The 13549-nt window shown below is 31.0% G+C and carries 13 protein-coding genes; all 13 read left to right on the forward strand.

The genetic code is table 11. The features are described from left to right. Positions 1-438 precede the first annotated feature (438 nt). The 13 genes from HMPREF2852_RS01820 to HMPREF2852_RS01880 all read left to right on the forward strand — a co-directional run bounded on the left by HMPREF2852_RS01820 (position 439) and on the right by HMPREF2852_RS01880 (position 12918). Positions 439-1800, forward strand: a complete 1362-nt coding sequence (locus tag HMPREF2852_RS01820; protein WP_070605587.1) for an ABC transporter substrate-binding protein — start codon at positions 439-441, stop codon at positions 1798-1800. 144 nt (positions 1801-1944) lie between these two features. Continuing rightward, positions 1945-2790: a carbohydrate ABC transporter permease gene (locus HMPREF2852_RS01825; RefSeq protein WP_004839658.1), complete on the forward strand. Its 846-nt coding sequence runs from the start codon at positions 1945-1947 to the stop codon at positions 2788-2790. Next, complete coding sequence (locus tag HMPREF2852_RS01830) at positions 2790-3626, forward strand: carbohydrate ABC transporter permease (protein ID WP_070605589.1); 837 nt, start codon at positions 2790-2792, stop codon at positions 3624-3626. Before HMPREF2852_RS01825 ends, HMPREF2852_RS01830 begins: the two co-directional genes overlap by 1 nt. A 4-nt stretch (positions 3627-3630) precedes the next feature. After that, positions 3631-4674 (forward strand): LacI family DNA-binding transcriptional regulator, encoded by a 1044-nt coding sequence (locus tag HMPREF2852_RS01835; protein ID WP_070605591.1) that lies wholly within the window; start codon positions 3631-3633, stop codon positions 4672-4674. Next, the gene (gene malQ / locus HMPREF2852_RS01840) at positions 4671-6131 is read left to right on the forward strand and encodes a 4-alpha-glucanotransferase (protein WP_070605593.1); all 1461 of its coding nucleotides are present in this window, start codon (positions 4671-4673) and stop codon (positions 6129-6131) included. The genes HMPREF2852_RS01835 and malQ overlap by 4 nt, the downstream gene beginning before the upstream one ends. A 52-nt stretch (positions 6132-6183) precedes the next feature. Next, positions 6184-7296, forward strand: a complete 1113-nt coding sequence (locus tag HMPREF2852_RS01845) for an ABC transporter ATP-binding protein (RefSeq protein WP_004839663.1) — start codon at positions 6184-6186, stop codon at positions 7294-7296. Positions 7297-7563: 267 nt separating this feature from the next. Continuing rightward, positions 7564-8925, forward strand: coding sequence for an MATE family efflux transporter (locus HMPREF2852_RS01850; protein ID WP_070605595.1), 1362 nt, complete (start codon positions 7564-7566; stop codon positions 8923-8925). A 519-nt stretch (positions 8926-9444) separates the two neighbouring features. Next, positions 9445-10164: an ABC transporter ATP-binding protein gene (locus HMPREF2852_RS01855; protein ID WP_070605597.1), complete on the forward strand. Its 720-nt coding sequence runs from the start codon at positions 9445-9447 to the stop codon at positions 10162-10164. Then, positions 10161-10814 (forward strand): ABC-2 transporter permease, encoded by a 654-nt coding sequence (locus tag HMPREF2852_RS01860; protein WP_070605599.1) that lies wholly within the window; start codon positions 10161-10163, stop codon positions 10812-10814. The genes HMPREF2852_RS01855 and HMPREF2852_RS01860 overlap by 4 nt, the downstream gene beginning before the upstream one ends. Before the next feature lie 9 nt (positions 10815-10823). Further along, positions 10824-11252, forward strand: a complete 429-nt coding sequence (locus HMPREF2852_RS01865; protein WP_070605601.1) for a helix-turn-helix domain-containing protein — start codon at positions 10824-10826, stop codon at positions 11250-11252. Positions 11253-11669: 417 nt separating this feature from the next. Further along, positions 11670-11978 carry a type II toxin-antitoxin system RelB/DinJ family antitoxin gene (locus HMPREF2852_RS01870; RefSeq protein WP_070605603.1) on the forward strand — a complete coding sequence of 103 codons (309 nt, stop codon included), beginning with the start codon at positions 11670-11672 and terminating at the stop codon, positions 11976-11978. Beyond that, a complete protein-coding gene (locus HMPREF2852_RS01875; protein WP_070605605.1) occupies positions 11975-12310 on the forward strand; it encodes a type II toxin-antitoxin system RelE/ParE family toxin in 336 nt (111 codons plus the stop codon). The genes HMPREF2852_RS01870 and HMPREF2852_RS01875 overlap by 4 nt, the downstream gene beginning before the upstream one ends. 218 nt (positions 12311-12528) lie before the next feature. Next, entirely contained in the window at positions 12529-12918 is a 390-nt protein-coding gene (locus tag HMPREF2852_RS01880; RefSeq protein ID WP_261667884.1) for a YjdF family protein, read from the forward strand. The last annotated feature ends 631 nt before the right edge of the window (positions 12919-13549 follow it).

Below are 13549 nucleotides of genomic sequence, written 5' to 3' on the forward strand. Positions count from 1 at the left end.
TATTCTTAGCATGAGGATTTGTATACTTTGCCGATAGTCTGAGACCTTATGGTCTTTTTTTATTGGATAAAATAATTTGAAGTAAAAGTCTTAGGGAAATCATTATTTTTTTGATTAATATTTTTTATTTTTATAAAAAATTTCATAATTTTTTTGAAAAAATTTTTAAAAAATTTTATTTTTCTTTTTTAGTCTTTGGAATTATGGGATTTTATTTTTTTAAATTTTTTAAATTTTTTCAAAAAAAGTCTTGATTTTTATTTTGGAATATGATATAGTGAATTTACGGAAACGATACCGAAAACTGTTTGCTTTAAATTTTTTAAAAATGCAAAGAAATTGAAAAATTCTAAAAAAATATTAATAGAGGGATTTTTAGGGTTTTCTTTTTATAAAAGTTTTTGGTTAGTTGGAAAATAAAATGGAGGAATATTTTTTATGAAATTGAAGAAAACGTTATTGACAACTGCTTTAGTGCTTGCATCTTCTCTTGCTCTTACTTCTTGTGGACAAAAAAATGATGCTGATAACAGCAATTCTAATGCAGGAAGCGGAGAAAGTGCAAAGGGTTCTGTTTATTATTTAAACTTTAAACCTGAAGTTGAGGAAGTTTGGAACAAAATCGCAAAAACTTATACTGATGAAACTGGCGTTCCTGTAAAAGTTGTTACTGCTGCAAGTGGTACTTATGAATCTACTTTGAAAGCAGAAATTACTAAAAAGGATGCACCAACTCTTTTCCAAATCAACGGTCCTGTTGGCTACCAAAATTGGAAAGATTACACAAAAGATTTGAAAGATTCTGAACTTTACAAACATCTTATCGACAAAGAACTTGCTGTTAAAGATGGAGAAGGAGTATTTGGTATTCCTTATGTAGTTGAAGGATATGGAATTATCTACAACGATGCAATTTTACAAAAATATATAGGCCTTGATGGTGCAAAGATTAAAAGTGTTGATGAAATTAAAAACTTTGAAAAATTAAAAGAAGTTGCTGAAGATATGCAAGCTAAAAAAGAAGAGCTTGGCATCGACGGAGCTTTTGCTTCTACATCTTTAAAACCAGGTGAAGATTGGAGATGGCAAACTCACTTAGCAAACTTACCAATTTATTATGAATATAAAGATAATAAAGTAAAAGATATGGATGAAGTTAAATTCAAATATGCTGATAATTACAAAAATATTTTTGATCTTTATATTAAAAATTCTACAGTTGATCCAAATGCTTTAACTGGAAAAGCTGTTACTGATTCTATGGCTGAATTTGCTCTTGAAAAAGCTGCTTTTGTTCAAAATGGTAACTGGGCTTGGAGCCAAATTTCTGAAGTTTCTGGAAACAAAGTAAAAGAAGAAAACATTAAATTCTTACCAATCTATACAGGTGTTAAAGGCGAAGAAAAACAAGGTATTTGTGTTGGTACAGAAAACTTCTTCTCTGTAAATTCACAAGCTAGCGAAGAAGACCAAAAAGCTACAGAAGAATTTTTAACTTGGTTATTTACTTCTGAAAAAGGAAAAGAATTTGTAACAAAAGATTTAGGATTCATTTCACCTTTCGATACATTTGAAGAAAAAGATCAACCATCAGATCCTCTTGCAAAAGAAGTTGTAAAATATATGTCTGACAAAGACTTATACAATATTGATTGGAACTTCACATCATTCCCAAGCCAAGCATTCAAAGATTTCTTTGGACAAGCTCTAGGACAATATGCATCTGGAGAAATGAAATGGGATGAAGTTAAAGATTCTTTTGTAAAAACATGGAAAGATGAAAAAGCTGCTGCAAAATAAAAAAATTAGTAGCCGAAAAAGATTATAGGTTAAATTAATCTATCTTTGTGATAGAAAAAAAATAGTCTGAATGTATGTTAGCTTGATTAAAAATCAATCCTGCATTCAGACTTTTTTTAAAACAAATCCATAAAGGAGGTTTTTATGGAAAAAATATTGAAAAAATATTTCCCATTTTTTGTATTACCTACTTTTTTAGTATTTTGTATAGTTTTTATTATTCCTTTTATACTTGGAATCGGACTTTCTTTTACAAAATTCACTACAATTTTTAATTCTGAGTTTGTAGGTTTTCAAAATTATGTAACAGCCTTATCAAGCGGACAAAGATTTGGTAGAGCTTTTGTTTTTACGGTTTTATTTACTATAGTTTGTGTAATTTCTATAAATGTTATAGCCTTTGCCCTAGCTGTTGTTCTTACAAGAAAAATCAGAGGCAAAAATTTATTTAGAACTGTATTTTTTATGCCAAACTTAATCGGTGGAATAGTCCTTGGTTATACTTGGCAAGTTATGATTGATTCATTTTTATTAAATTTTGGACAAACGCTTTTAGCAAATCAAAAATATGGATTTTGGGGCTTGGTAATACTTATGAATTGGCAATTGATTGGTTATATGATGGTAATTTATATAGCAGGTCTTCAAAATGTCCCACCATCACTTATAGAAGCGGCAGAAATTGACGGAGCAAGTAAGTGGCAAACTTTAAAATCTATAACAATTCCAATGGTTATGCCATCAATTACAATTTGTACATTTTTAACACTAACAAACAGTTTCAAATTATACGATCAAAACCTTGCTTTAACAGCAGGAGCACCATTGTATAAGACGGAAATGTTAGCTTTGAATATAGTAGATACTATGTTTTCAAGAAATGGATTTGAAGGAGTTGGACAAGCAAAAGCGGTTATTTTCTTTATTATAGTAGCAGCCATTGCCTATCTTCAAATCAGACTTACCAGAGAAAAAGAGGTGGAACAATAATGAAAGAAAAAACCATAAATGCAATTTTGTTTGTAATAATGTTATTTCTACTTGGGATTTTCCTATTTCCTATTGCCTTTATCCTTATGAATTCCTTTAAAGGAAAATTTTTCATAAGCGCTTCTCCTTTTACACTTCCAACAGGAGATACTTTTGCAGGGCTTGAAAATTATGTTTCTGGACTTGCAAGAACAGGATTTTTCCAAGCTGCAGGTTGGTCATTTTTTATAACAATAATTTCAGTTTTTGTAGTTGTACTTTTATCAGCAATGACTGCTTATTATTTAACAAGAGTAAAAAATAAATTTACACAAGTGATTTATTACTTGTTTGTATTTTCAATGATAGTACCTTTCCAAATGGTTATGTTTCCAACAATAAAAGTTGCAGACTTTCTACATTTAAATAATCCAATCGGTATGGTTGTTTTATATTTAGGATTTGGAAGTGGGCTTTCAGTATTTATGTTTTCGGGATTTATAAAATCAATCCCAATAGAAATCGAAGAAGCATCAATGATAGATGGATGTTCGCCAATAAAACATTTCTTTTATATAATTCTTCCGATTTTAAAACCAACAGCGATTACAGTTGCGATTTTAAATACAATGTGGATTTGGAATGATTATCTTCTTCCATATCTTGTAATAGGAGTAAGTACTCCATACAAAACAATTCCAGTTGTAATCCAAATGCTTGTAGGAAGTAATGGAAACAAAGACTTGGGAGCTATGATGGCTATGCTTGTTCTTAGTATGTTGCCAGTTATAGTATTTTATTTGACTATGCAAAAACACATAGTTAAAGGAGTTGCGGCAGGAGCAATTAAAGGATAAAAAATTGAAAAGAGTAACCATAAAAGACATAGCATCTATGTGTGGGGTAAGTGTGAGCACTGTTTCAAGAGCTATAAATAATGGTGGAGAAATAAGTAATGCTACCAAGCAAAAAATTCTTAAAACCATTGATGATTTAGGCTATGTGCCAAATCAAAATGCAAGAAATTTAAAAATTACAAAAACAAAAACAATAGCAGTTCTCATAAAAGGAATTACAAATCCATTTTTTACACCAATGTTAAAGGTTCTCGAAGAACAAATAACAAAAGCTGGTTACACTTTTGCCCTACAAAAAGTAGAAGAACATTTAAGTGAGATTGATATAGCTTATAAAGTTGTAAAAAATTTAAAGCCTGAAGGAATAATATTTTTGGGTGGATATTTTGTAGAAGATAGAAAAAAATTAAATTCTTTGGGAATTCCTTTTACAATGACGACAATAATAAACAAAGATTTAAAAATAAAAAAATCAGCTTGTCTGGGCGTAGATGATTTTGTTCAAAGCAAAAAAATAGTAAATTATTTGATAAGCATTGGGCATAAAAAAATTGCTTTTATAGCGCCAAGAATTGAAGATCAAAGTATAGGAAAGTTAAGGCTTATGGGCTACCAAAAAGCCCTAGAAGAAAATGAGATAGAATTTGATGAAAAATTAATTTTTTATCCAAAAAAGGGAACAAATCCCTATTCCATGGAACACGGATATGAAGTAGGCAAAAAAATTGTGAAAAAAAATATTCCATGCACAGCAATTTTTGCAATATCTGATGTAGTCGCCATGGGAGCAATTAAGGCAATAGATGATTTTGGTAAAAAAGTTCCGCGAGATTATTCAGTTGCAGGTTTTGATGGATTGGAAATAAATAAATATTTATTGAAACCAATCACAACCATAATCCAACCAGCATCAGAAATTGCTTATGAGTCAGTAAAAGATTTATTTAAAATAATAAAGAAAAAACCGTATGAAAAGATAATGGAATTTGATGCTGAATTGTTTGTAGGAAAAACAACAGCACCAATTGTTAGTAAGGAGTTAGAATGAAAAAAGCAGGTATTTTATTACCCCTTCAAAGTCTAAATGGAGAAAATGGGATTGGAGATTTTGGAAAAGCTGCATTTGATTTTATAGATATAATCAAAAAATCAGGATTCGATATGTGGCAAATTTTGCCATTAAATCCCCTAGGATATGGAAATTCTCCCTACCAGCCATATTCCTCATTTGCTGGAGATGAAATTTATATAAGTTTAGACTTGCTATATGAAGACGGACTGCTTGAAAAAAGGGCTGAAAAAATAGAGCAAAAAGAAAGAATTGACTATAATTTTGTAAGAAAATTTAAAGAAAAATATTTAAAAATTGCCTACGAAAATTTTAAAAAAACTGAAGAAAATCAAACAAAAGCTTACGAAGATTTTTTGAAATTTGATTTTGTGTATAATTATGGAGTTTTTATAACTTTAAAAAAAGAAAATAATTTAAGAAGCTGGAATGAATGGCCAGATGAGATGAAAAATTGGATTGTAGATAAAAAATTCGATTTAACAGCTTATGAAGACAAAATCAATTATGAAATTTTTGTTCAATATATTTTTTACAAACAATGGATGAAATTAAAGGCTTATGCCAACGAAAATAATATAAAAATTGTTGGAGACATTCCTTTTTATGTAGGACTTGATAGCCTTGATGTTTGGGAAAATCAACAATATTTTGAAATAACAAAAGATGGCAATCCAAAATTAATTGCAGGTGTTCCACCAGATAATTTTTCAGCTACAGGACAAAGATGGGGCAATCCTATTTATAATTGGGAAAAAATAAAAGAAGATGATTTTTCTTTTTGGATAAATAGACTTGCCTATAACGGAAAACTTTACGATATAGTAAGGCTTGACCATTTTAGAGCCTTTGATACTTATTGGGTAATAGATTCAAAAAATGAAACAGCCATAGAAGGCGAATGGCTTTTTGCACCTGGCTATGAATTATTTGAAAAAATAAAAAAAGATTTGAAAGATGTAGAATTTATTGCAGAAGATTTGGGAGAAATAAGACCAGAAGTTTTTGAGCTTAGAGATTATTTTAACCTAAAAGGAATGGTAATAATTCAAACAGATATAAGAGCAACTGAAAAAAATTATATATATGCACCAAAAAATTCAATTTGTTATACAGGAACACATGATAACAAAACGATAATGGATTGGTTTGAAGATTTAAGCGAAGAAGAAAAAGAAAATATAAACAAACTTTTCCAAAAAATCGGCATAAGAAACGAAAATATTTACGATAATTTTTTTGAATTTGCAATGAGGTGCGATAGCGAATATGTAATAATTCCTCTACAAGATATTTTGGGCTTGGGCAAAGAAGCAAGAATAAATACACCAGCCACCTTGGATGAAAAAAATTGGTCTTATAAATTCAAATCAATGGAAAAATTAAAAGAAAAAGAAGAATTTTTGAAAGAAATTATAGAAAAAAATAGGAAATAAATTCATAATATTATAGATTTACCCTGTAAATTTTAATATTAAAGGAGAAAAAATGGCAAATTTAAGTTTAAAAAATATAAATAAAATTTATGACAACGGCTTTCATGCTGTAAAAGATTTTAATATGGAAATAGAGGACAAGGAGTTTATAATTTTTGTAGGACCATCAGGCTGTGGAAAATCTACGACTCTTAGAATGATAGCAGGGCTTGAAGATATAAGCTCTGGAGAGCTAAAAATTGATGGGAAAGTTGTCAACGACGTTCTACCAAAAGATAGAGATATAGCTATGGTTTTCCAAAATTATGCTCTTTATCCACACATGACAGTTTATGATAATATGGCATTTTCATTAAAAATAAATAAGGTGCCAAAAGATGAAATTGACAAAAAAGTAAAAGAAGCAGCAAAGATTTTGGATATAGAAAATCTATTAAAAAGAAAACCAAAACAATTATCAGGTGGACAAAGACAAAGAGTTGCTATGGGACGTGCTATAGTTAGAAATCCAAAAGTATTTTTGATGGATGAGCCATTAAGTAACCTTGATGCAAAACTTAGAGTTCAAATGAGAATTGAAATTTCAAAATTATATCAAAAATTGGGAACAACAATGATCTATGTAACTCACGATCAAACAGAAGCAATGACTCTTGGAACAAGAATAGTTGTAATGAAAGATGGAGTTGTTCAACAAATTGATACACCACAAAATCTTTACGATCATCCAAAAAATTTATTTGTTGCAAGTTTTATAGGCTCACCACAAATCAATTTGATAGATGTTAAAGCGGTAAAAGAAGGCGAAGAAGTATTCGTAGAAAATGATTATTTAAAATTAAAACTTCCAAAGGAAAAAGCAGACATATTAATCGATAAGGATTATATAGGAAAAAAAGTTGTATTTGGAATAAGACCTGAATCAATTTATGACGAAGAAGACTTTTTAGAAAAAGCAAGCGATGGCTCAATAATAAATGCAAAAATTAGAGTATTTGAGCTAATGGGAGCAGAAGTTTATTTGTATTTTGATTTAGGCGAAGATCAAATAACAGCAAGAGTAAATCCATCAACAAAAGCAAAAGTTGGACAAGAAGTAAAATTTGCTTTTGATATGGAAAAAACCTATCTCTTTGATCCAGAAACTTCTCTTATAATAGAATAAAAAATAAAAAACTGGTAAATATTTTTTAAAACTTCTAATCAAAATGATTAGGAGTTTTTTCTTTAAAATTTTAAAAGTCAAAGGAAGTATTTTTAAATAAATTATAAATTTTTAAAAATTTCAAAAAATCTGTTTTTGATATTGATAAATATTGACAATTAAATTCCTTTTTTGTAAAATTTAGGAGATTATAGAGATTTAAATAATTATTTTTAATTAGTCTAATAGATTTGATAAAAAATTTTGAAAAATATAAAGGAGATGCCTATGGAGAAAAGAAAAAATATTGATCTTACAAAGGAAAATATTGGAAAATCTTTAATAAAATTATCCATTCCTTTAACTCTTACAGCTTTTGTCCAAATCGCCTATACTTTGGTAGATATGATTTGGATTGGTAGACTTGGCTCTAATGCTGTCGCTGCTGTTGGGGTTTCTTATTTTTTGGCTTGGATTGCTGAGGCCTTGTCTTTGATTGCGAAAATTGGCGGAGGAGTTTATGCGGCTCAAGCCTATGGAAGAAAAGATAAAAAACTTACGTCTTTGATTTTACAAAATGGATATTTGCAAGGAAGTATTACTTCAATAATCTACATAATTTTAATATTTACTTTCAAAACTTATATTATAGATTTTTATAAACTAGGAGCAGAGGTTTCAAATTTTGCAAATGCTTATCTTTCTATAACAGCTTTGGGTTATATATTTGTATTTTTAAATCCGATTTTTTCCCAATCATTTTATTCTATTGGAGAAAGTATTACTCCTTTTAAAATAAATACAATTGGTTTGGTTTTAAACATAGTTTTTGATCCGATTTTTATTTTTGGTCTTGGACCAATTCCTCAATTAGGAATAAGGGGTGCGGCAATAGCAACTGTTACGGGACAAGCAACTGTATTTTTTATATTTTTATTTGTTATGAAAAGAAAAGTTGGCGTAATAAAAGATTCTCTTGAAAATTTTACACTTTCAACAAAATGGCAAGTGAGAATTTTTAAACTAGGGCTTCCAGTTGCTTTTATCAGCGGAATTCACGCTCTAATAACTATGATTTTAAATAAATTAATGGCAAATTTTGGACCAAAACCAGTTGCAGTTTATTCGATAGGAAGTCAGCTCGAATCAATTTCTTGGAAAACAACAGAAGGATGCCAAGTTGTAGTTCAATCATTAATCGCACAAAATTACGGAGCAGGCTTAATGGATAGGGTAAAAAAAGGCGTCAAAGAAAGTCTAAAACTTGTTGGGGCAATTGGAATTATAGCTACAATTATTTTGTTTGCATTTAGAAATTATTTATTTGAAATTTTTGTGCCAGGCGATTTGGAAACAATAAATTTGGGTGCAAAATATTTGGCAATTCTTTCAGCAAGCCAACTTATGATGGCATTAGAAATAGGCTCTACAGGGATTTTCCAAGGCTTGTCAGATACAAGAACGCCATCAGCAATTTCTATAATATTTAATGCAGCAAGAATTCCAATATCAATTTTATTAATGCCATATTTTGGCGTTTTGGGAATCTGGCTATCAATGACAATAACATCAATTATAAAAGGACTTCTTTCACTTTTTCTTTTGAAAAAGAAAATGAAAAAGAATTTAAAAGTTATAGATTTTAGATAAGTTTTTAAAATAAGAAAAATATTCAAAAAAAGAACCACCGTTTGGTGGTTCTTAATTAGGGATTTATTTCCTTAGAATTTAATCGGCATGAATGTATTAACCTTTGTGCCGATTTTTAAATGGTAATCTATAGGGATAGTATAATAGAGATATTTAAAATTTAAGTTGTGGAGGTAATTTTTTGGGGGAACTTTGGAAATTTATAAATTTATCCATATAAACACAGTAGCAACATTTAGAACTTTTAGAACTAAGATTAGAAAATGAACAAATTGGCATTTTAATATAAACTCTTAGATATAATGCAGCTGATAGATCAAATAAACAGCTTAAGTAACTTTATCTATTTTCAAGGAAGAAATATAACAAGAGGATACAATCTTAATTTTCTGTTAAGAATTGTTCATCGCGATTCTATTGTAGCAACAAATCATAACAATAGATGTAAATTCCAGTTGGTTGATTCAAAAGCAACTTTTAATTACAATATTCATAAGAATCATACATTTGGAGGAATTTATGAATGTTGTAGAAGTTAGAAATGTTTCAAAGACCTACCCTTCATTTTGCTTAAATAATGTTACATTTTCGCTCGAGAGCAAAAAGATTACTGGATTTATAGGCAGAAATGGTGCGGGAAAGACCACGACTATTAAGGCGATGCTAAATCTTATTCATCCAAAAAGCGGTGAAATTAAGTATTTTGACATACCACTAAATGAGCACGAAACAGAGATTAAACAGAAGATAGGCTACTCCACTGGAAGTATCAGCTGGTATCCAAGAAAGAGAATAAAAGAAATCATCGGTGTCAGTAAAACTTTTTATAGCACATGGGATGAAAATGCATATAGAAAATACATGACCATGTTTTCTTTGGACGAAAACAAGAAGCCAATTGAATTGTCGCAAGGAATGAAAGTAAAGTTTAATCTTCTTCTTGCTCTTTCACATCAGGCAGAAATTTTGATCCTTGACGAACCAACAAGCGGTCTAGATCCATTTTCACGTGACGAGCTTTTGGATCTTTTTATTAACTTGAAAGAGCATGGAGTTACGATTCTTTTTTCAACTCATATCACATCCGATTTGGAGAAATGTGCTGATAATATTATCTATATAAAAAAAGGTGAAATCAAGGTTGAATCTAGAAGAGAGGACTTTATTAAAAACTACGGCTTGCCAGGAGAATCCCTTGAAGAAATATTCCTAAGGCTAGAGAAGGAGGTAAGATTATGAATGCATTATTAAGAAAAGAAATGCGACTAAGTGCACTAATACTTACCTATTTATTTATTGCATTTGGTTTTATGGCCCTTTTGCCGGGATATCCAATTCTTTGCGGAGTATTTTTTATCACGCTTGGAATTTATCAGAGCTTCCAAAGTGCAAGAGAAGCAAACGATATAGTTTACACCGCTTTATTGCCAGTTGCAAAAAGCGATGTGGTGAAGGGAAAGTTTCAGTTTGTCATTTTTATTGAGCTTTGTGGATTTATCGTCATGACAATATGTACTCTTGTTCGCATGACTATTTTATTTGATTCACAAGTATATAGGGATAATGCATTGATGAATGCGAATCCTTTCTTTTTGGGGACAGCTCTTATTCTATTTGGTCTTTTTAATGTTATATTTGTTGGAGGATTTTTTAAGACCGGATATAAAATTGGCAATCCTTTTATCTTATATATGGTTGCAGCTTTTATAACTATTGGTATTTCAGAAACACTGCATCACATTCCTGGGCTTGAGGCACTAAACGCTTTTGGATTCGATGAGATTTTTCTACAGATTATCCTTTTACTTTCTGGAATAATCGTATTTTTATTTATGACATATCTTGCATTCAGGAAAGCTACCATAGATTTTGAAAAAATTGATTTATAGGAGAATTCTATGCTTAAAGATAATCTAATCATGCTTAGAAAAATAAATGGCTATTCTCAGGAAGAAATAGCAGAAAAAATAGGTATTTCCCGTCAAGCCTATGCAAAATGGGAAAGTGGCACTACTACTCCAAATATTGATAAGGCTCTATCTTTGGCTGAACTATATGGGGTAACAATTGATGGACTAATAAAAACCGAAGAGGTTTCAGATATTGGCATCATACCACCTGCACAGAAGGGAAAGAATATTTGGGGTACAGTCACAATTGGTGATCGAGGACAAATTGTCATTCCAAAAGCAACCAGGGATCATTTTGCTATTAAAGCTGGCGACCGAATGATAGTGCTAAGCGATGAAACAGGGATCGCATTAATACCGGCAGGGCTTTTTGAAAATAGAATGCAGGAGATTATGAAGAAAATTTCCGACTTTTAATTTCAAATTACTTCATCATTTTTTTAAGGATTTTTAAGTATACTAATGATATATGTAAAGATGGAAAATAGAAAAGCTTCAAACAGATAGATTGATTCTGTAACCGCTCTTAATCCAATCCGTCTATTGAATCGTAAACCAAGGAAGATAGTATTGAACCGAGTACGAAAAAACTTTCTCTGGCTGCAGATTCAAGAGGAGCTAATCTTGTAAAACTGAATAGGATATAAAGATGTGGTATTTTGCTTTTATGCAACAGTGCCTCGTTAGTATCGAGCAATATTCAAGAGGGATATTTTTTAAGAATTTTAATAAGTTCTGATGAAGAAGCTGAAAAAGATATGTTGTTTGTATTGCTATTGTACTCACATACGTGTATGATAAGATTAAGAAAATATCTGAAAGGTGGTGCTTTATATGGCAGCAAAATCAGCGAATCTCTATGCTCGCATTGAGCCGGAAGTGAAAGAACAGGCAGAAAGCATTTTATCAGCACTGGGCATCCCTGCTTCCAATGCTATCAATATGTTTTATAAACAGATTATTCTTCAGAGAGGACTTCCGTTTGATGTAAAAATTCCATCATCTCGTCCTGTAGATATGTCCTTTTTATCAGAAGCAGAACTGAATGCAGAACTTGAGAAAGGATATGCAGATATCAAAGCGGGAAGAACAAGAGAAGCGAATGCAGTTTTTGCAGATATTCGTAAAGATTACAATCTATGATTTACACTATCAAAATTACAGATCAGGCAGATAATGATATCCGTAACATTTATGAATATATTGCCTACGAACTGCAGTCACCGGAGAATGCTAGTGGCCAGCTGGACAGAATAGAAAAGTGTATTATGAGTCTTGATTATATGCCGGAACGATATCGTTTTTATGACAGGGAACCGTGGAAAAGCCGTGGGCTTCATATTGTTTCGGTAGATAATTACTGCGTTCTTTATATTGTAGATAATGGTAATATGACAGTTTCCATCATGCGAGTGATGTATGGTGGTCGTGATATTGATGTTCAGCTTGATAAATACACGAAATACGAAGAGTAGTGCAAAATCAAAATTTGTCAATCTAGTCGTTTAGGCTTGATTATAAATAAGGCAAAGATAAAAACGCAATGTACATCCAACAACGTACTAGAGCCGGTAGGTAGCCCGGCCGTCCTGCTTGTCAGGGTAAGTAACCTGCCCCTCCGGGTTGTCCGTTCTTTGCTCATCTAAATCTTTAAGGATGGATTGCATGAGCAAAGGTAATAGGTAAATGTACGGTGTTTTTTGAAGAGCCATTTTGGGTAGGTGTATTTGAAAGAAACGAGAATGGAAAATTATCTGTGGCTAAAGTAACTTTTGGAGCAGAACCAAAAGATTACGAGATTCTGGATTTTGTCCTTAAACACTATTATGATTTACAATTCAGCCCCGCTGTGGCAACTGTTGTAAAGGAAACCAAAAAGAATCCAAAGAGAGCGCAACGTGAAGTAAGAAAGGAAATGAAGAAAACTAGCATTGGTACTAAATCACAGCAGGCTCTAAAACTGCAACAGGAGCAGAACAAACAGCAACGCAAGGTGGAAAACCGTGAACGTAATCTGGCAAAAGCACAGCGAAAGTTTGAACTGAAACAAAAAAAGAAAAAAGAGAAGCATCGAGGTCATTAAGACCTCTGTGCGTTCTCGCACAATTTTCGGTTTACCGATAATAATTAAATAACAATCATAAGCATCAATCAGAAATGATTGGTGCTTTTCTTCTGCTTTTAAGATACCAATTATTTACTATGCAAATTTTAACGGATGTAGCGGGTTGGCAAATAGAATAAAAGGTATTACTGTTGAAATTTGAAAGTGTTAAATGCTTAATTGCTTATTTATTTCCATGTTTAACTCAATATAAACTTTATTTTTTTCTTGGCTCAATGTTTCGGCTTCGCAAAAAATTTTGAATTCTTCCTCTGTTAGTTTTCCGTCTAATACTTTCCAAAATTCATCATGAAGTCTATCAGCACATTTTTTTGCTGTTACTGCAATATCTAAAAAGTTAATGGCTGATCCAACTTTTCCTTTTTTGCTTTCTTAATTCAGTTTTCTGCGTATCTTTTGCAAGTATTAACTTCTGTTTCTAATCTTTCCAAAATTTTTTGTTTCATGCTTAACTCTCCTTTTTTACTATACACATATTCACGTACTATAAAAGATAAGTCAAGCCAGTTGAAAGCTATCATTATACAATTAATTAAATTAAAAAGGCTAAGAACATCTCTGCTCTTAACCTTTCATCTTGCCACCTAAA

Source organism: Anaerococcus sp. HMSC065G05 (genome assembly GCF_001812365.1).
Taxonomy (GTDB): Bacteria; Bacillota; Clostridia; order Tissierellales; family Peptoniphilaceae; genus Anaerococcus; species Anaerococcus vaginalis.